This window comes from Streptomyces chlorus, from assembly GCF_042655885.1.
Lineage (GTDB): Bacteria > Actinomycetota > Actinomycetes > Streptomycetales > Streptomycetaceae > Streptomyces > Streptomyces chlorus.
On sequence record NZ_JBHSOA010000018.1, the window covers coordinates 87,288 to 106,177 of the forward strand.

The 18,890-nt window shown below is 70.3% G+C and carries 14 protein-coding genes and 1 pseudogene; 9 read left to right on the forward strand and 6 right to left on the reverse strand.

Features of this window, described 5'->3' with window-relative positions:
• Positions 1 to 781, reverse strand: a pseudogene (locus ACFPZI_RS10200) (PucR family transcriptional regulator); the annotation flags it as partial.
• Positions 782 to 959: 178 nt separating this feature from the next.
• Between ACFPZI_RS10200 and ACFPZI_RS10205 the strand changes: the two are divergent.
• The 7 genes from ACFPZI_RS10205 to ACFPZI_RS10235 all read left to right on the forward strand — a co-directional run bounded on the left by ACFPZI_RS10205 (position 960) and on the right by ACFPZI_RS10235 (position 10,353).
• Positions 960 to 1,886 (forward strand): proline dehydrogenase family protein, encoded by a 927-nt coding sequence (locus tag ACFPZI_RS10205; protein WP_381361157.1) that lies wholly within the window; start codon positions 960 to 962, stop codon positions 1,884 to 1,886.
• 245 nt (positions 1,887 to 2,131) lie between these two features.
• A complete protein-coding gene (gene pruA, locus ACFPZI_RS10210) occupies positions 2,132 to 3,772 on the forward strand; it encodes an L-glutamate gamma-semialdehyde dehydrogenase (protein WP_381361160.1) in 1,641 nt (546 codons plus the stop codon).
• Between the two features lie 332 nt (positions 3,773 to 4,104).
• A complete protein-coding gene (locus ACFPZI_RS10215) occupies positions 4,105 to 4,236 on the forward strand; it encodes a hypothetical protein (protein WP_099931503.1) in 132 nt (43 codons plus the stop codon).
• Positions 4,237 to 4,336: 100 nt separating this feature from the next.
• A complete protein-coding gene (locus ACFPZI_RS10220) occupies positions 4,337 to 5,380 on the forward strand; it encodes a 3-isopropylmalate dehydrogenase (protein ID WP_381361163.1) in 1,044 nt (347 codons plus the stop codon).
• 250 nt (positions 5,381 to 5,630) lie between these two features.
• Positions 5,631 to 6,719: a branched-chain amino acid aminotransferase gene (locus tag ACFPZI_RS10225; protein ID WP_381361164.1), complete on the forward strand. Its 1,089-nt coding sequence runs from the start codon at positions 5,631 to 5,633 to the stop codon at positions 6,717 to 6,719.
• Positions 6,720 to 7,275: 556 nt separating this feature from the next.
• A complete protein-coding gene (gene cimA / locus ACFPZI_RS10230) occupies positions 7,276 to 8,880 on the forward strand; it encodes a citramalate synthase (protein WP_381361166.1) in 1,605 nt (534 codons plus the stop codon).
• A 120-nt stretch (positions 8,881 to 9,000) separates the two neighbouring features.
• A complete protein-coding gene (locus tag ACFPZI_RS10235; RefSeq protein ID WP_381361168.1) occupies positions 9,001 to 10,353 on the forward strand; it encodes a hypothetical protein in 1,353 nt (450 codons plus the stop codon).
• A gap of 184 nt (positions 10,354 to 10,537) precedes the next feature.
• Here ACFPZI_RS10235 and ACFPZI_RS10240 read toward each other — a convergent pair whose 3' ends face one another.
• On the reverse strand, positions 10,538 to 11,140 hold the full coding sequence (locus ACFPZI_RS10240) for a YceI family protein (protein ID WP_381361170.1): 603 nt from the start codon (positions 11,138 to 11,140) through the stop codon (positions 10,538 to 10,540).
• Positions 11,141 to 11,805: 665 nt separating this feature from the next.
• Here ACFPZI_RS10240 and ACFPZI_RS10245 point away from each other — a divergent pair.
• Positions 11,806 to 13,389 (forward strand): acyl-CoA carboxylase subunit beta, encoded by a 1,584-nt coding sequence (locus ACFPZI_RS10245; protein WP_381361173.1) that lies wholly within the window; start codon positions 11,806 to 11,808, stop codon positions 13,387 to 13,389.
• A gap of 87 nt (positions 13,390 to 13,476) precedes the next feature.
• The gene (locus ACFPZI_RS10250) at positions 13,477 to 13,671 is read left to right on the forward strand and encodes an acyl-CoA carboxylase subunit epsilon (RefSeq protein ID WP_381361176.1); all 195 of its coding nucleotides are present in this window, start codon (positions 13,477 to 13,479) and stop codon (positions 13,669 to 13,671) included.
• Between the two features lie 154 nt (positions 13,672 to 13,825).
• On the opposite strand, the gene ACFPZI_RS10255 is transcribed toward ACFPZI_RS10250, so the two are convergent.
• The 4 genes from ACFPZI_RS10255 to ACFPZI_RS10270 form a co-directional block, all read right to left on the reverse strand.
• The gene (locus ACFPZI_RS10255) at positions 13,826 to 14,407 is read right to left on the reverse strand and encodes a GTP-binding protein (RefSeq protein ID WP_359727614.1); all 582 of its coding nucleotides are present in this window, start codon (positions 14,405 to 14,407) and stop codon (positions 13,826 to 13,828) included.
• A complete protein-coding gene (locus ACFPZI_RS10260) occupies positions 14,388 to 14,960 on the reverse strand; it encodes a DUF742 domain-containing protein (protein WP_381361179.1) in 573 nt (190 codons plus the stop codon). Before ACFPZI_RS10260 ends, ACFPZI_RS10255 begins: the two co-directional genes overlap by 20 nt.
• Positions 14,961 to 15,054: 94 nt before the next feature.
• A complete protein-coding gene (locus ACFPZI_RS10265; protein WP_381361182.1) occupies positions 15,055 to 15,477 on the reverse strand; it encodes a roadblock/LC7 domain-containing protein in 423 nt (140 codons plus the stop codon).
• A 1-nt stretch (position 15,478) separates the two neighbouring features.
• Positions 15,479 to 18,823 carry a sensor histidine kinase gene (locus tag ACFPZI_RS10270; protein WP_381361185.1) on the reverse strand — a complete coding sequence of 1,115 codons (3,345 nt, stop codon included), beginning with the start codon at positions 18,821 to 18,823 and terminating at the stop codon, positions 15,479 to 15,481.
• Between the last annotated feature and the right edge of the window lie 67 nt (positions 18,824 to 18,890).

Below are 18,890 nucleotides of genomic sequence, written 5' to 3' on the forward strand. Positions count from 1 at the left end.
CGGGCCGGTGCCCGGCGCCGCTCGCGCGGGCCCGCTCCAGGAGCCGGCCGGCGGCCGTCGTCGCCGGGGTCAGCACGTCCGAGGCGCGCAGCCGCAGCAGCAGGGCCAGCGACACGTCCGTGGCCCCCCACGGCAGGGTGCACAGGGCCGTGGCGCCCGACACCGTACGCACCGACGGGGCGTCCTCGGGATCGGCGGAGGGCCACGGGGCCACGCACACCAGCGTGTACGGGCCGTCGGCGCGACTGCCGAGGGCGGTGCGGAGCTCGGCGACCGCCGGCTCGCGCTGCCCGTCGCGCTCCGCGCCGAGCACCGCCCGCAGCTCGCGGGTCAGATCGGCACCGTGCTGCGCCTCGTCGGCGAGCAGCGCCCCGATCCGGGCGGTCACACCCATCGCCGCGCCCAGCTGCTCCTCGGAGGGGCCCGGGTCGTAGTCGAGCAGCCAGACGTAGCCGAGGACGACGCCCCGATGATGTACCGGCAGACAGACGCGGCCCCGGTGCACACCCGCCTCCGGTGTGCGCGGGATACGGACCGGGCCCGTCGCGCGGGTGATGCCGAACCCCTCGAACCAGGCCCGGACGGCGGCCGTCGAGCGGCGGGTGAGGATCGAGCGGGTGCGCACCGGGTCGAGGACGGACGGATCGAGCTCGCCCTCGCTGTCGTACGCGCCGAACGCGAGCAGCTCGAAGTCACGGTTCTCCAGGGTCGCCGGAGCGCCGAGCAGCTCCGAGATCTCGTCCACCAGCTCCTGGTAGTCATCCCTGTGTTCCGACGTCACCCCGGCATTCTCCCGCAGAACCGCACCGCCTTCATACATTTGTCTGAGATCGGTGGCACGGATGCGTGACAGCTGTCGATGGCCCACGATCGGATGGATCCTTAGATTTCACGGTGGTTCTCCGTGCCGTACCCGAAGCGTCGGGTCACGGCCGTTTCGCAGCTTGTGGAGGTGCCCCGTGCTGGGTCCCGTGATTCTCGCCGCCTCGCGCAGCGACCGGATGCGTCGCCTGGTCTCGGCGGCCCCGGTGACCAAACAGGTCGTCGACCGCTTCATCCCCGGTGAGACCGTGGACGAGATCCTGCCCGTGATCGACGAGCTCACCGGCAACGGCCTGGAGCTGACGATGGATGTCGTCGGCGAGGACATCACCACCCCCGAGCAGGCCACCGCCGCGCGCGACGCCTACCTGGAACTGATCGGCCGGCTCGGCCTACTGGAACTCGGCACCCGCGCCGAGATGTCGGTGAAGCTGTCGATGTTCGGCCAGGCGCTCCCCGGCGGTCACGACCGGGCGCTCGCCAACGTCCGCCCGGTCGTCGAGGCCGCCGCCGCGATCGGCACCACGGTCACCCTCGACGCCGAGGACCACACCACCCTCGACTCGATGTTCGCCATCCACGACGAACTGCGGAAGGACTTCCCGCAGACCGGCTGCGTCATCCAGGCCTACCTCTTCCGCACGGAGGAGGACGCGCGCCGCCTCGCCGCGAACGGCAGTCGCGTACGGTTGGTGAAGGGCGCCTACAAGGAGCCCGCCGGGGTCGCTTACCAGCAGAAGCACGAGATCGACAAGGCGTACGTGCGCATCCTGCGGACGCTGATGGAGGGCGACGGGTACCCGATGATCGGGTCCCACGACCCGCGTCTGATCTCCATCACCCAGGAACTGGCCCGCACCGCCGGCCGCAAGCTCGACGAGTACGAGTTCCAGATGCTCTACGGCATCCGCGGCGAGGAGCACCTGCGGCTGGCCGCCGAAGGCCACCGCATGCGCGTCTACACGGCCTACGGCACCGACTGGTACGGCTACTTCATGCGCCGTCTGGCGGAGAAGCCGGCGAACCTGCGCTTCTTCCTGCGCTCGATGGTCAGCAAGGGATGAGCGGCAGCTGTGGGCACCCGGGTGCACCCTGGATGGCGACAGCTACCGCCCATCGGCCGGCTGAGCCGACCCGGTTCCGTCCGAGAAATCAAGGAGTACGGAAACAGTGACTCCGCCCCCTGGGGGGCTTCTCACTCGCTCGCTGTAGCGAACCCGTGACGGTCAAGCCCTGACCGCCATCCAAGATACGCACAAGGTTTTGGTCTCCACGGACCGAAGCCAGGATTTACTCGGAAGAGGAGCTCATGGACGCTGTGACCCAGGTCCCCACGCCCGTCAACGAGCCGGTGCACGGCTACGCCCCCGGCTCGCCCGAACGCGCCCGGCTGGAGGTCAAGCTCAAGGAACTGGCCGACAACCCGGTCGACCTGCCCTGCACCATCGGCGGCGAGCAGCGGATGGGCGGCGGCGAGCGGTTCGACGTAGTGCAGCCGCACCACCACAAGGCGCGCCTGGGCACCTACGCCAACGCCACCCAGCAGGACGCCCAGGACGCGATCGACGCCGCCCTGGCCGCCGCCCCGGCCTGGCGCGCGATGTCCTTCGACGACCGCGCGGCGATCATCCTGCGCGCCGCCGAACTGCTGTCGGGCCCCTGGCGCGAGACCATCGCCGCCTCCACCATGCTCGGCCAGTCCAAGACCGCCCAGCAGGCCGAGATCGACAGCCCCTGCGAGCTGATCGACTTCTGGCGGTTCAACGTCCACTACGCGCGCGGCATCCTCGCCGAGCAGCCCCCGGCCAACTCGCCGGGCGTGTGGAACCGCATGGACCACCGCCCGCTGGAGGGCTTCGTCTACGCGATCACGCCCTTCAACTTCAGCGCGATCGCGGCCAACCTGCCCACCGCGCCGGCCCTGATGGGCAACGTGGTCCTCTGGAAGCCGTCCCCGACCCAGACCCACGCCGCCGTGCTGCTGATGCGGCTGCTGGAGGAGGCCGGTCTGCCCAAGGGCGTCATCAACCTCGTCACCGGCGACGGCATCGAGGTCTCCAAGGTCGCTCTGGAGCACCGCGATCTCGCGGGCATCCACTTCACCGGCTCCACCAAGACCTTCCAGCACCTGTGGAAGACGGTCGGCAACAACATCGAGAAGTACCGCACCTACCCGCGCCTGGTCGGCGAGACCGGCGGCAAGGACTTCCTGGTCGCCCACCCGAGCGCCGACCGCGCGGTGCTCAAGACCGCCCTGACCCGCGGCGCCTTCGAGTACCAGGGCCAGAAGTGCTCCGCCACCTCGCGTGCCTACGTCCCGGCGTCGATCTGGAACGACGGCTTCAAGGAGGAGTTCGCCGCCGAGGTCGACCACCTCACCGTGGGTGACGTCACCGACCTGTCGAACTTCATGGGCGCCGTCATCGACGAGCGGTCCTTCGCCAAGAACAAGGCCGCCATCGACCGCGCCCAGGAGGACCCGTCCTGCACCGTCGTCGCGGGCGGCTCCTACGACGACTCGGTCGGCTACTTCGTGCGCCCGACCGTCGTCGAGTGCTCCGACCCGGAGAACGAGGTCTTCCGCACCGAGTACTTCGGCCCGTTCCTCGCCGTGCACGTGTACGACGACAGCGCGGCCGACGCGTACGACGAGATGCTGACCCAGATGGAGTCGGTGTCCGACTACGCGCTGACCGGCTCGGTCGTCTCGGGCGACCGTGCGGCGGCCGCGTACACGATGGAGAAGCTGCGCTACGCGGCGGGCAACTTCTACATCAACGACAAGTCGACCGGCGCCGTCGTCGGCCAGCAGCCCTTCGGCGGCGGCCGTGCCTCCGGCACCAACGACAAGGCCGGCGCCCCGCAGAACCTGATGCGCTGGACCCTGACCCGCGCCATCAAGGAGACGCTGGTCCCGCCGACCGACTACGCGTACCCGCACATGGGCTGACACCCCCCCGGCACCGGGAACCCCTCCGTACCGCTGCCGCAGCCCCGTTGGACGGGCCAGGTCGTACCGACCTGGCCCGTCCGGCGTTTTCACAGGTCGCGGCGGTGTGACCGGGTCCACCGTCTCAGATAGTAGGAAGTCCGAGTAATTGTGCAGACAGATGCGCCGGGCCCCCTTATTTTTGTAGGAGCCGAACGTCTCGCTCGATCAAGCGAACGGCGGTAGCGAGCCGGGCCCCGTGCAGGCAACCCCTGCGGCCCCCGCTCCCCGCCCCTTCCGGTGACGCGTTTCCCCCCTCCGCATTTCCGGCTTGTCGAAGGAGTCGATTCCCCATGGCCGAGACCACCGCCCGCCGCCGCGTCCGTCACGTCTCCCGCACGAGTGAGTCCGACCGCAAGAACGCCGCCGCCGCCCTCCAGCGCGCCCTCGACCGCCGCGACAACGGCGGCTCGACCGGCCACTGAGCCGCGCCGAGCGCACCGGACCGTGACCTCCCCTCCCGCGCGGATGTCCGTATCCCGGACGGTCCGTGTCAGAGCATGGGACGAGGAGTAGGGTGCCCGCATGTCTCGCAGCCTCAATCTCGCAGTGATCCCCGGTGACGGCATCGGCCAGGAAGTCGTGGCCGAAGGCCTGAAAGTGCTCTCCGCCGTCCTCCCGCAGGATGTGAAGCTGGAGACCAAGGAGTACGACTTCGGCGCCCGGCGCTACCACGCCACCGGTGAGACCCTCACCGACGCCGACCTCGACGCGCTGAAGCGGCACGACGCCATCCTGCTCGGCGCCATCGGCGACCCGAGCGTCCCCTCCGGCGTCCTGGAGCGGGGCTTCCTGCTGAAGCTCCGCTTCGCCTTCGACCACCATGTGAACCTGCGGCCGTCGAAGCTCCTGCCGGGCGTGGCCACGCCGCTCGCGGGGCAGCCGGAGATCGACTTCGTCGTCGTCCGCGAGGGCACCGAGGGCCCCTACACCGGCAACGGCGGCACCATCCGCAAGGGCACCGAGCACGAGGTCGCCACCGAGGTCTCCGTGAACACGGCCTTCGGCGTCGAGCGCGTCGTCCGCGACGCCTTCGCCCGCGCCCAGGCCCGCCCCCGCAAGAAGCTCACGCTGGTCCACAAGAACAACGTGCTGACCTTCGCCGGCCACCTGTGGACGAACGTCTTCCACAAGGTGGCCGCGGAGTACCCCGAGGTCACCACCGACTACATCCACGTCGACGCCGCGACGATCTACCTCGTCACCCAGCCCGAGCGCTTCGACGTGATCGTCACCGACAACCTCTTCGGCGACATCATCACCGACCTCGCCGCGGCCGTCTCCGGCGGCATCGGCGTCGCCGCCAGCGGGAACATCAACCCGTCCGGCGCGTTCCCGTCCATGTTCGAGCCCGTGCACGGCTCGGCACCGGACATCGCGGGCCAGGGCAAGGCCGACCCCAGCGCCACGGTCCTGTCCGTCGCCCTCCTCCTGCGCCACCTCGGCCACGAAGCCGAGGCCGCCCGCATCGAGGACGCCGTCTCCGCGGACCTCGCGGAGCGTGGCGGCCTGCCCGCACGCAGCACCTCCGAGATCGGCGACGCGCTCGCCGTACGCGTAGCCGGCTGACCGGGCGCGCACACTCGACACCACTCGAAGCCGCCGGTCGCGACCGCCCGGCGGCTTCCCCATGTCCCCGCCGGGTGCCACCATCGACCACCGGGCCGCACTCACCCCATGTTCTCTCCTCCGCCGCCTCCGGGCGATAATCGAACGCGGAGCCGCCACATGAGGGAATGCTCGGACGTCCTACCACTGGCCACCGGCCGTACGGGCGTGCGCGCGGCCCGTCACTACAACCGGTGAAGGACAACCATTCATGACCACGCCCACGATCGAGCTCAAGCCCTCCGCCCACCCGCTCGCCGACACCGAGCGGGAGGCGATCCTGGCCGACCCGGGGTTCGGCCGCCACTTCACCGATCACATGGTGACGATCAAGTGGACCGAGGGCCGGGGCTGGCACGACGGTCAGCTCGTCCCGTACGCGCCGATCCCCCTCGACCCGGCGACCCACGTCCTGCACTACGCGCAGGAGATCTTCGAGGGCCTGAAGGCCTACCGCAGGCCCGACGGATCCGTCGCCACCTTCCGCCCGGAGAAGAACGCCGAGCGGTTCCAGCGCTCCGCCCGCCGCCTCGCGATGCCCGAGCTGCCGGTGGAGACGTTCATCGCGGCGTGCGACGCCCTGGTCGGGCAGGACAAGGCATGGGTTCCGGCGCACGGCGGCGAGGAATCCCTCTACCTGCGCCCGTTCATGATCGCGACCGAGGTCGGCCTGGGCGTGAAGCCCGCCAACGAGTACCTGTTCCTGGTGATCGCCTCCCCGGCCGGCGCCTACTTCCCCGGCGGTGTGAAGCCGGTCTCCATCTGGGTCTCCGAGGACCGCGTCCGCGCCGTCCCCGGCGGCATGGGCGACGCCAAGACGGGCGGCAACTACGCGGCCTCCCTGCTCGCCCAGGCCGAGGCCGCCGCCAAGGGCTGTGACCAGGTCTGCTACCTCGACGCCGTGGACCACACCTGGGTCGAGGAACTCGGCGGCATGAACCTGTACTTCGTCTACGGGAACAAAATCGTCACCCCGGCGCTCAGCGGCTCCATCCTGGAGGGCGTCACACGTGACTCCCTGCTGAGCGTCGCCCGCGACCTCGGCTACGAGGCCGTCGAGGAGCGGGTCTCGGTCGAGCAGTGGCAGCGCGACACCGAGAACGGCACCCTCACCGAGGTCTTCGCCTGCGGCACCGCGGCCGTCATCACGCCCGTCGGCACCGTCAAGCGGGCCGGCGGCGAGTGGCAGCAGAGCGGCGGCGAGCCCGGCGAGGTCACCCTGCGCCTGCGCCGGGCCCTGCTCGACATCCAGCGCGGCACGGCCGAGGACAAGCACGGCTGGATGCACCCGCTGGGCTGAGCCCGGCCCCGACGACGACGTGTACAGCCGGTCCCCCACGGACGTCCGTGGGGGCTACGCGTTCGCGTTCCCCACCCGGCCTGCGGCGGGCGGGACCCCCGGGGTCGCCGCGGGCCGGATACCCGGTCACTGCGAGCCAGGCCCCCGCTCGCCGCGGCCGGATACCCGGTCACCGCCGGCCGGACGCCTCGGGTCGCCGCGGGCCGGGCCCCCGGTCGCCGCAGGCACGACTCCCCGGTCGCCGCGGGCCGGACACCCAACGCCCGCATCCTGAGACGGACGGTGATCGCGGGACCGCTTTGTGCCACACTTCCCCCGTGCTCTCGTTCGCCACGATTATTGGCAGCAGGCGCGCCGGTCCGCAGTGACCGCACGTACGACAACGTACGGGCGGACATCGTCGTCCTCGACCCGCGCGCAGACCTCTCGCACCCGCGAGAGGTTTTTCTGTTTCCTGGCCCACCTCAAGCCGGGGACCGGGCGCGAGGGACCATGGGGGGACGGTGGAACCGGTCATTCCGGTAGACCGAGATCCAACACCAGGAGCCTTCAGACCATGACCGCAACCAGCGAGCCCGACGACTCGTTCCACGTCTTCGACACCACCCTGCGCGACGGCGCCCAGCGTGAGGGCATCAACCTCACCGTCGCCGACAAGCTGGCCATCGCACGGCACCTGGACGACTTCGGCGTGGGCTTCATCGAAGGCGGTTGGCCCGGCGCGAACCCGCGGGACACCGAGTTCTTCGCCCGCGCCCAGCAGGAGATCGACTTCCGCCACGCCCAGCTGGTCGCCTTCGGTGCCACCCGCCGCGCGGGCACCACCGCCGAGAAGGACCCGCAGGTCAGGGCGCTCCTCGCGTCCGGCGCGCAGGTGGTCACGCTGGTGGCCAAGTCCCACGACCGCCATGTCGAGCTCGCCCTGCGCACCACCCTGGACGAGAACCTGGCGATGGTCCGCGACACCGTGGCCTTCCTCAAGGCCGAGGGCCGCCGGGTGTTCGTCGACTGCGAGCACTTCTTCGACGGCTACCGTGCCAACCCCGAGTACGCCAAGTCCGTCGTCCGCGCCGCCTGGGAGGCCGGCGCCGACGTCGTCGTCCTGTGCGACACCAACGGCGGCATGCTCCCCGCCCAGATCCAGGCCGTCGTCTCCACGGTGCTCGCCGACACCGGCGCCCGGCTCGGCATCCACGCCCAGGACGACACCGGGTGCGCGGTGGCCAACACCCTCGCCGCCGTCGACGCGGGCGCCACCCACGTGCAGTGCACGGCCAACGGCTACGGCGAGCGTGTCGGCAACGCCAACCTGTTCCCGGTGGTGGCCGCCCTCGAGCTCAAGTACGCCAAGCAGGTCCTGCCCGAGGGCCGGCTGCGGGACATGACGCGCATCTCGCACGCCATCGCCGAAGTGGTCAACCTGACCCCCTCCACCCACCAGCCCTACGTGGGCGTCTCCGCCTTCGCCCACAAGGCCGGCCTGCACGCCTCCGCGATCAAGGTCGACCCGAACCTGTACCAGCACATCGACCCCGAGCAGGTCGGCAACACCATGCGGATGCTGGTGTCCGACATGGCCGGCCGTGCCTCCATCGAGCTCAAGGGCAAGGAACTCGGCATCGATCTCGGCGGCGACCGGGAACTGGTCGGCCGGGTCGTGGAGCGGGTCAAGGAACGCGAGCTCAAGGGCTACACGTACGAAGCCGCCGACGCGAGCTTCGAGCTTCTGCTGCGCACGGAGGCCGAGGGCAGGCCACTGAAGTACTTCGACGTCGAGTCCTGGCGTGCGATCGTCGAGGACCGCCCCGACGGCACCCACGCCAACGAGGCCACGGTCAAGCTCTGGGCCAAGGGCGAGCGGATCGTCGCCACGGCCGAGGGCAACGGCCCGGTCAACGCCCTGGACCGGTCCCTGCGCGTCGCCCTGGAGCGGATCTACCCGCAGCTCGCCAAGCTGGAGCTCGTCGACTACAAGGTCCGCATCCTCGAGGGCAAGCACGGAACGCAGTCCACCACCCGGGTCCTGATCTCCACATCCGACGGCGCGGGGGAGTGGTCGACGGTGGGCGTCGCGGACAACGTCATCGCCGCATCCTGGCAGGCCCTGGAGGACGCGTACACGTACGGTCTGCTGCGGGCCGGGGTCGAACCGCCGGCATGACACGACCGGTCCGGTCCGGCAGGAACGACCCGTGGTGATGCGCGAGTCGCGCGGGTCGTACGGGAGATCCGTGCCGGGCCGGATGCCCGTCTCCGGCCCGGTTCGGGTAGCTTCGGACATATGAAGGCCGTGCTGACGCGTACCCTCGTACGCCTGCTGATCGTGCCGGTGGCCGCCGCTCTGACGGTCCTGATGGCGGGGGCGCCGGGTGCACACGCGGCCACCGACCTCTCGACCGTGGCCCAGGCTCTGCGCGAGAGCCCCGTCTACGTCGATCCCGAGGCAACCGGCATCCTGTCCACGTCGGACGCCGAGGCCCTCGCGAACAAGATCGAGGACGCGGACAAACCCGTCTTCGTCGCGGTCCTCCCGGCCGGATACCCCACCGGGAACCTCTTCCGGAACCTGCGTACCGAGACCGGGATCACCGGCCTGTACGGCGTCCGCCTCGGCAACGAGTTCGACGCGCGCGCCGACAGCAGCGTGCTCAGCCGCCAGGGCGTGGGGAACCTGGTCACCGCCGCGCAGGGCGCCGGCGACGCCAAGGCCCAGCTGAACGACTTCGTCGACGACGCGCTGCGCAACACCGGCGGCTCGGCGCCGGCTTCCTGGAGCGAGGGCGGCGGCGGGGTGCCGGTCGGCGGGCTGATCACCGCGGGCGCGGTGCTGGCGGTGGGCGGCGCGGGCGCGTACGCCGTGGTCCGCCGCAACCGGAGGCGCCACGAGGAGGAGCAGCGGGCCGCTCTGGAGAAGCTGCGGGTGGTGGTCGACGAGGACATCACCGCGTTCGGTGAGGAACTGGACCGGCTCGACTTCCGCCCCGGCGAACCCGGCGCCGACGACGCCATGCGCGCGGACTACGAGCGCGCGCTGGACTCCTACGAACGGTCCAAGCAGCTGATGGACAGGGCGGGCCGGCCGGAGGACGTCCGGGCGGTCACCCAGGCCGTTGAGGACGGCCGCTTCGCGCTGGCCCGGCTCGCCGCACGCCGCGAGGGCCGGCCGCTGCCGGAGCGCCGTCCGCCCTGCTTCTTCGACCCGCGCCACGGCCCCTCGGTCGCGGACGCCCGCTGGACGCCTCCGAGCGGCACCACGCGGGAGGTCCCGGTCTGCGCGGCGGACCGGGCCCGCCTGGCCGACGGCCTGGAGCCGGTTGTCCGTGAGGTCGACACCGACTCCGGCCGCCGCCCCTACTGGGAGGCGGGACCGGCCTACGGTCCCTGGGCAGGCGGCTACTTCGGCGGTGGCGTGCTGCCCGGCCTGCTGGTCGGCACCATGCTGGGCAGCATGATGGCGAGCCCCGCCTACGGTGCCGACTACGGCGGCGGCTACGGCGACTTCGGTGGGTACGGCGGCGGCGACGTCTCCGGCGCCGACTTCGACTCCGGTGACTTCGGCGGTGATTTCGGGGGCGGTGACTTCGGAGGCGGCGGCGGCTTCGGCGGCGGAGGGGACTTCGGCGGCGGGTTCTGAACGGCGGGTTCTGAACGGCGGGCCCTGCCGCCGGGACGCGTGACACCCCAGCCCTCAGCCCCCAGCCCCCAGGCCTCGACTGTGGCCGGCCCCGGACATGCCGAGCGCCCGCCCTCCCGTGCGGGATGCAGGGGGGCGGGCGCGCTCAGTGTGCGGCGGCGGCCGGGCCGAGCCGTCGGCGGGATCAGACGTTGCGGATCGCCGAGATGTCGAAGTTCAGCTTGATCTTGTCGGAGACCAGGACGCCACCCGTCTCCAGCGTCGCGTTCCAGGTCAGGCCCCACTCGGAGCGCAGGATCTCGGCCTTGCCCTCGAAGCCGATGCGCTCGTTGCCGAAGGGGTCCTTGGCGGTGCCGTTGAACTCCAGGTCGATGGTGAGGGGCTTGGTGGTGCCGAGGATCGTCAGGTCACCGGTGATGCGGTAGTCGTCGCCGCCCAGGGCCTCGGCCTTGGTGGAGCGGAAGGTCATCTTCGGGAACTCTTCGATCGTGAAGAAGTCCGAGCTCTTCAGGTGACCGTCACGGTCGGCGCTGCCCGTCTCGATGCTCGCCATCTCCACGTCGAGGATGGCGGTGGAGCTGGAGGGGGCGGAGCCGTCCAGGTGCAGAGTGCCGGTGAACTCCTGGAAGCTGCCCTTGACGTTGGTGACCATCGCGTGCCGGGCAACGAAACCGAGAGTGGTGTGCGCGGGGTCGATCGTGTAGTCGCCGCTCAGGGCGGCCAGGTCCGGGTTCACGGCGGCCGGGGCGGTGGCGGTCGCGTCGCTCTTGCGGCTGAAGATGCCCATGGTGTGTTCCTCCTGGGGACGGGGGAGATCGAGTGATCCCGTTGAACGTTCAATCACTTTCAACAAGGCTCACTGTAGATGCATTCCCTTTAAAGTTCAACATCTTTCGTGGGGTGGTGCGAGTGGATCAGCTGAACAGGTGGGACGAGGCCGGTCCGATCGGCGGCAGGCATAGGCGGCAGGCATAGGCGGGAGGGTCCGCTCGTTCGACCGTATCGAAGGCGGGTCCCCCGGACCGCTCACTTCCATGCTCCGCTCCGACTCGTTTTTGTCGCGGCCCGATCGGCCTTGGGGAGCTCGCGGAGTCCGCGAGCCGTACCGCTACCCTCTGCGGTGCGGGCCGACCCGAACGGGTGAATCCCCGGAGAGCATCTGGGATCGACCGGGTGCGGGGATGAGGGAGCGGCCGTCGGCCCGGTGAAATCGGCGGACACCGGGCACCGGATCCGCCAGGCGCGGCACCCGCGGGGGAGTCCGCGCAGCACATGGCTGTGACGGGCGTCTCAGTCCTGGATTTTGTTGGACTCCTACAACGCGCACGCCCTCTGAGCAGTCGGAACGCATGCACGCCGTCACGGTTCTGTTCGGTCGCACCAGGAAAACGGCCCCGAGACTGTGAGGAGTCGACGGCTCGCATTCCCGGGTGAGCTTCGTAAAGTCGCAGCATGACCGTTTTGGATGACGCACCGGGTGAGCCGGCCGACGCGCGCGGACGTGTTGCCGAACTGCACGAGATCCGTGCGCAGGCACTGGCCGGCCCGAGCGAGAAGGCGACCCGGGCGCAGCACGCCAAGGGCAAGCTGACCGCCCGGGAGCGCATCGAACTGCTGTTGGACCCGGGGTCCTTCCGTGAGGTCGAGCAGTTGCGCCGGCACCGCGCGACCGGCTTCGGCCTGGAGACCAAGAAGCCGTACACCGACGGTGTGATCACCGGCTGGGGCACCGTGGACGGCCGCACGGTCTTCGTCTACGCCCACGACTTCCGGATCTTCGGCGGCGCGCTGGGTGAGGCCCACGCCACCAAGATCCACAAGATCATGGACATGGCCATCGCGGCGGGTGCGCCGCTGGTCTCCCTCAACGACGGCGCGGGAGCCCGGATCCAGGAGGGTGTCTCGGCGCTCGCCGGCTATGGCGGCATCTTCCAGCGCAACACCCGCGCGTCCGGTGTCATCCCGCAGATCAGCGTGATGCTCGGCCCGTGCGCGGGCGGCGCGGCCTACAGCCCCGCCCTCACCGACTTCGTGTTCATGGTCCGCGAGACGTCGCAGATGTTCATCACCGGACCGGACGTCGTCAAGGCGGTCACCGGCGAGGAGATCAGCCAGAACGGCCTGGGCGGCGCGGACGTGCACGCCGAGACCAGCGGCGTCTGCCACTTCGCCTACGACGACGAGGAGACGTGCATCGCCGAGGTGCGCTACCTCCTCTCGCTGCTCCCGCAGAACAACCGGGAGAACCCCCCGAGGGCCGAGAGCACTGACGCGGCCGAGCGCCGCAGCGAGGTCCTGCTCGACCTGGTCCCGGCCGACGGCAACCGCCCGTACGACATGACCAAGGTCATCGAGGAGATCGTCGACGACGGCGAGTACCTCGAGGTCCACGAGCGCTGGGCGCGGAACATTATCTGCGCACTGGCCCGGATGGACGGCCAGGTCGTCGGCATCGTCGCCAACCAGCCCCAGACGCTGGCCGGCGTGCTGGACATCGAGGCGTCCGAGAAGGCCGCACGCTTCGTCCAGATGTGCGACGCCTTCAACATCCCGATCCTCACCTTCCTGGACGTCCCCGGATTTCTCCCGGGCGTCGACCAGGAGCACGGCGGCATCATCCGCCACGGTGCCAAGCTCCTCTACGCCTACTGCAACGCGACCGTGCCCAGGATCTCGCTGATCCTGCGCAAGGCGTACGGCGGCGCGTACATCGTCATGGACAGTCAGTCCATCGGCGCCGACCTCACCTACGCCTGGCCGACCAACGAGATCGCCGTGATGGGCGCGGAGGGCGCGGCCAACGTCATCTTCCGCCGCCAGATCGCCGACGCGGAGGACCCGGACGCCATGCGGGCGCGCATGGTCAAGGAGTACAAGTCCGAGCTGATGCACCCCTACTACGCGGCCGAACGCGGTCTGGTCGACGACGTCATCGACCCCGCCGAGACCCGCGAGGTACTGATCCGCTCCCTGGCGATGCTGCAGACCAAGCACGCCGACCTGCCCTCCCGCAAGCACGGCAACCCGCCGCAATAGCCGACCGGTCGAAGCGATCCGCCCCGGTAATCCGGCGGACTCCTCGCGGCAACCCCGAGAACCTCTCTCCCAGGGAGACTGACACCCATGAGCACACCTGACATCCGCGTCGAGAAGGGCCACGCCGGGCTCGAGGAAGTCGCCGCCATCACCGCGATCCTCCTCGCCCGCGCCGCTGCCCGCCCCGCCCACGACGCCCCGGCCCACCCCGGCCGCGCCAGGGCCGGCTGGCGCCGCCTCGATCGCGAGCCCGGCTTCCGCGCCCCGCACAGCTGGCGCTGAGCCCGCAGCACGCCCTGAAGGGGGCCCACCCGCCCGGGTGGGCCCCCTTCACGCGTCCGCCCGCCGGCGGGCAGCACCACGACAGGGGAACGCCCCCTCCGCATCCGGAGGGGGCGTTCCCCTGTTCGTCGACCGTACGGCCCGGCCGCCTCGGCTACCGGAGGCGCGCCATGAGGGCGTGCTCGACCAGAGTGATCAGCGCGCTCTTGGCGTCCGAGCGGTGCCGGGCGTCGGTGGTGATGATCGGGGCGTCGGGCCCGATCTGCAGTGCCTCACGCACCTCTTCCGGCTGGTAGGGCTGTTGTCCGTCGAAGCCGTTGAGGGCGACGACGAACGGCAGTCCGCTGTTCTCGAAGTAGTCGACGGCCGGGAAGCAGTCCGCCAGCCTCCGCGTGTCGACGAGTACGACCGCGCCGATGGCGCCGCGCACCAGGTCGTCCCACATGAACCAGAAGCGGTCCTGGCCGGGTGTACCGAAGAGGTACAGGATCAGGTCCTGGTCCAGGGTGATACGGCCGAAGTCCATGGCCACCGTCGTGGTGGTCTTGTCCCCGGTGTGGGTGAGGTCGTCGATGCCCGCTGAAGCGGACGTCATCACAGCCTCGGTACGCAGCGGGTTGATCTCCGAGACAGCACCGACGAACGTGGTCTTGCCCACGCCGAAGCCGCCCGCCACCACGATTTTCGCGGAGGTGGTGGAGCGGGAAGGACCGCCGCTAGAGCTTGCGAAGTCCACTGAGCACCCTTTCGAGCAGTGTCACGTCTGGCTGGCCGCCGGCGCTCTCGTCGCCGCCGGGCTGATGGATGGCGACCAGTCCTGCCTCCGCCAAGTCGGCGACGAGAATCCTGGCCACGCCGAGAGGGATGGTCAGCAGGGCCGAGACCTCGGCCACCGACTTGATCTCTCGGCAGAGGTGGCAGATCCGCTGATGCTCGGGCAACTGACCCTGCATCTGGTGCGGCTGCGCGGTGGTGTGCACCAGTGCCTCGATGGCGAGCTGGTACCGCGGCCTGGTGCGGCCGCCCGTCATCGCGTACGGGCGCACCAGAGGGTTGTTCGACGCCCCGGCGGGCGCCGGCTCTGGGGTGCGGCGCTGCGGCTGCACGGGCTGGATGTGCGGCGCATGCGGCTGCTCGTACGGCGAAGGGCCGGGACCCTGCGGCATGTACGGCCGGCCGTGGTTCGGCGGAGAGGGGTGGCTGTACCGGTTCTGGGAACCGTCGTTGTGCCCCTGCGCGGGGTCGTACGACCAGTTGCCCGTAGACGATCCGCCTGGTGATGTAGCCACTTTCTCCTCCTCCGACTGTGCCTGGCACCCATCAGGTGGGAGCCGCGTCCCGAAACCTTACGGCCACGGGACGCGAAACCGCACCGTCCGTTTGTCAGTTGAGCAGGCTCCCCTGAAGTTCCGCGCGAAGGTCCGGGGTCAGGACCGTACCGGCACGGTCGACGAGAAGGGCCATCTCGTACCCAATGAGACCGATGTCCGCATCGGGATGTGCGAGAACGGCGAGCGAGGAACCGTCGGAAATGGACATGAGGAACAGGAATCCCCGCTCCATCTCCACAACCGTCTGGTTCACGCTGCCGCCCTCGAAGATCCGGGAGGCGCCTGCGGTCAGCGACGTCAGCCCGGAGGCCACGGCCGCGAGCTGGTCCGCGCGGTCGCGGGGAAAACCTTCGGACATTGCCAGAAGGAGTCCGTCGGCGGAGACCACCACCGTGTGGGACACCCCCGGGGTGTTGTCCACGAAGTTGGTGATCAACCAGTTCAGGTTCTGTGCCGCCTGGCTTATCGGGCTCACACTAACGCTCCTGGTTGTAGGTGCTGTCAGGACCACTGTGGTGATTCCCAGTGGCCTGGCCGTTCGTTTCACTGCTTGCGTTGCGGCCTTGTTGGACGCCGCGCCGCAGGTTGCTCAGCCTGCCCCGGATGTCCTCCGGGGCGCGGGAGACCTGGGGGCCTCCCTGAGGGGTGGTTTCGGCGGCGCCCTCGACCAGGTTGGCCTTGGGAACACGCCGCGGCAGCCCGGATGAGGTCACCCCGCCCGCCTTGGGCCTCCGCAGCGAGGACGCCTGCTGCCAGCGCTCGTCGTTCGCCGAACGCCAGGAGCTGTCGCCGTCGCCCTGCTGGGCCGGAGCCGAAGTGGCGGCGGGAGCCGGAGCCTTGGGCTCCTGGTTCGCACGCTGCTTCCGACCGGCGCCGCCCGTGGCGGCTCCACGGCGGGGAAGCCCGGCATCGGTCAGCTCGTGGGAGGCGGAGTGGGCCGGACCCGGACGGTCGAAGCCTACGCTGTCCTGCGCCGTCGCGTCAGCGGCCGGTGCGGACTCCGCCTCCGGGGACGCCGCGGGGTACTGCGCCGGGTAACCGTTCTGGTAGCCGTCCTGCTGCGGCCAGTCGTCCTGCGGACGCTGCTCACCGAAGCCCGGGAACGTCCCGGGGCCGGCCGGGCCCCCCGTCGTCCGATCGTCCTGGGCCGGCTCCGCGTAGGAGCCGTCCGGGTAGCCGCCGTTCGACGAGAAGGAGTCGTTCTGCGACAAGTGGGCGCCCGGCGCGTAGTACGACTCGTCGTACGCCGGTTGCTGCTGTCCTTCGTACTGCGGCTGCTGCCCGTTGCCGTACGCCTGCTGGTCGAAACCGGCGGGCTCCTGCTCCGGGTAGCCGGCCGGTGCGCCCTCGAAGTTCCGGGTGTCACCGGCGCCCTGGCCGTCGCCGTAGCCCTGCGGGACAGCGGCGAACTCGTCGGGGTAGGAAGCCTGGTCGGAGCCGTTCCGGTCGCCGGTCGCCTGGGGGTTGGGCAGCGCGGGCGGCTGACCCTGCGGGTCCAGGGCCGCCCGCCGCTCCTTGCGCATCAGCGAACGGCCGACCGGGTCCAGGTCGCGGAGGTCGTCCGGGACCTCGTAGCGGCTGTCGTCGAAGCCGAGCTCCGCCGCCGTGCGCAGCGGCTGCTGCTGTTGCTGGCTGAAGTCCTCGCCCGGGTAGGTGTTCTGCTCCGGGATGATCTGGGAGACCGTGAACTCGTCGGGGGCGGGCTGCGTCTCGCCACTGCCGCCATGGGTGATCGCGTCCGGCAGCATGACCAGCGAGGTCGTACCGGCCTGCTCGCCCGAGGGGCGCAGCTGGACCCGGATGCCGTGCCGGTCGGACAGCCGGCCGACCACGAACAGGCCCATGCGCTGCGAGATCGCGACGTCCACGGTCGGCGGGTTGGCCAGCTTGTGGTTGATGTCAGCGAAGTCCTCGGCGGTCAGGCCGATGCCCTTGTCGTGGATCTCGATCATCACGCGGCCGTCGGGAAGACGGGTCGCGGTGACACGGACCTTGGTCTGCGGGGAGGAGAACGTGGTGGCGTTCTCAAGGAGCTCGGCCAGCAGGTGTACGAGGTCGGTCACCGCGCGGCCGTGGATCTCGGCCTCGGGAACACCGGACAGCTCGACGCGCTCGTACTGTTCCACCTCGGAGGAGGCGGCGCGGATCACGTCGACCAGCGGGACCGGCTGGTCCCAGCGGCGGCCCGGCTCCTCGCCGGCGAGGACGAGGAGGTTCTCACCGTTGCGGCGCATACGCGTGGCCAGGTGGTCCAGCTTGAAGAGGTGCTCCAGCTGGTCCGGGTCGGCCTCGTTGTTCTCCAGGCCGGTGAGCAGGGTCAGCTGGCCCTCGATCAGCGACTGGTTGCGGCGCGAGAGGTTGGTGAAGATCGCGTTGATGTTGCCCCGCAGCAGCGCCTGCTCGGAGGCGAGCCGTACGGCCTCGCGGTGGACCTGGTCGAAGGCGCGGGCGACTTCGCCGATCTCGTCCGTGGAGTTGATCGGGATCGGGGTGACCCGGGTGTCGACCCGGCCGGGGTCGGTACGGGAGAGCTGGTCGACCAGCATCGGCAGGCGCTGCTCGGCGATGCCGAAGGCGGCGTTGCGCAGCTGGCGCATGGAACGGCTCATCTGGCGGGCCACCATGCCGGCCAGGGCGAACGCGGCAAGCAGGGCGATCACGACGGCGCCACCGGTGATGAAGGCGTCGCGCTGAGCGTCACCGGCGATGGCGGCCGCCTCGGCCACCGCGGCGTCGGCGAGGTCCGACTCGATCTCGCTGTAGCCGTCGTACTTGAGGGTGTTGACCGCCCAGTAGTTCTCGACGGTGATGCCGCGGCCGGCCATCTCGGTGCGGGCGGCCGGATCCGTGGTGCCGAGCCGCGCGACCTCCGAGATCAACGTGACCGGGTTCTCGGGCGGCGGCACGTAGTCCGGGTCCGAGGCGGCCTTCTCCCTGGCCAGGTCCGCGCCGTCGGCCTTGATCTCCTGCTCGAGCTGCTTCAGCTTGGCGGTGTCGGCCGCGGTGCCGCCGCCGAGGTACTCCTGGACGGCGATGTTCTCGAGGTAGGCGTAGGACGAGAGCGCGACCCGCTGGCTGGCGAGCTGGCTGTCGGTGGGGCCGGGCTTCACCAGCAGGTGCGTACCGATGGACCGCTGGAGCGACAGTGCCGCCTTGCTCAACGAGATCGCGTAGACCGTACGGCCGTAGCTGGTGACGTTGCCGGTGCCCAGGCCGAGTTCGTTGGCGAACTGCATCAGCGGGTTGGCTATCTGGACGTAGCCCTCTTCGGTCTCCACGCCCTTGAGCTTGGAGGTGTACGCGGCCGCGCGCAGCGGCGTGAGTTTGGGCTCTGCCGCGCGCAGCAGCTCCAGCCGGCGCTCCAGGCCCGCCTTGGCGGGCATGGACCGGGCCGCCACGTCGAAGTTGTCGGCGGCCTCGTCCGTCGCGGCACGCGCCTTGGCGACGGTCGGGTCGTCCTCGCCCTCGCCCTGCAGCAGCGGGGCCGCGGTGAGGTCCCGCTCGAGGTAGAGGGCGTTGGCGTAGGTGAGGGAGGCCCGCACCAGACGCGCGGTGTTCTCCGCGTCCTCGGCCTCCTGCCAGGTGTTGATCGAGCCCTTCACCTGGAAGCCGCCCATGACCAGGCCGACCAGCACGGGTATGAGCAGGATCGCGTTCAGTCTGGTTGTCACCCGCCAGTTGCGGGGGGAGAAACGGCCGCCGCTCGGGGCGGGCGCGGCCATCGGTTCCGCGTCGTGCACGGGGGCGGGAGCCGCTGCGCGCGGCGGCGGGGTGAAGTTGCCCCGGGCCGACGGCTCGGGACTGTTCGTGCTTCGCCTCACTCGACCAACAACCTCTCAGCGGTCGGCACCAACGTTGTGCCGCAGTGTCTCAGAGCCCGGCGGGCCA

What these genes read in the sequence shown, in the direction of transcription:
- pruA (WP_381361160.1), top strand. Translation starts at nt 2,132, where the DNA reads ATGGACGCTGTGACCCAGGTCCCCACGCCCGTCAACGAGCCGGTGCAC.
- ACFPZI_RS10215 (WP_099931503.1), top strand. Translation starts at nt 4,105, where the DNA reads ATGGCCGAGACCACCGCCCGCCGCCGCGTCCGTCACGTCTCCCGCACG.
- ACFPZI_RS10220 (WP_381361163.1), top strand. Translation starts at nt 4,337, where the DNA reads ATGTCTCGCAGCCTCAATCTCGCAGTGATCCCCGGTGACGGCATCGGC.
- ACFPZI_RS10225 (WP_381361164.1), top strand. Translation starts at nt 5,631, where the DNA reads ATGACCACGCCCACGATCGAGCTCAAGCCCTCCGCCCACCCGCTCGCC.
- cimA (WP_381361166.1), top strand. Translation starts at nt 7,276, where the DNA reads ATGACCGCAACCAGCGAGCCCGACGACTCGTTCCACGTCTTCGACACC.
- ACFPZI_RS10235 (WP_381361168.1), top strand. Translation starts at nt 9,001, where the DNA reads ATGAAGGCCGTGCTGACGCGTACCCTCGTACGCCTGCTGATCGTGCCG.
- ACFPZI_RS10240 (WP_381361170.1), bottom strand. Translation starts at nt 11,140, where the DNA reads ATGGGCATCTTCAGCCGCAAGAGCGACGCGACCGCCACCGCCCCGGCC.
- ACFPZI_RS10245 (WP_381361173.1), top strand. Translation starts at nt 11,806, where the DNA reads ATGACCGTTTTGGATGACGCACCGGGTGAGCCGGCCGACGCGCGCGGA.
- ACFPZI_RS10250 (WP_381361176.1), top strand. Translation starts at nt 13,477, where the DNA reads ATGAGCACACCTGACATCCGCGTCGAGAAGGGCCACGCCGGGCTCGAG.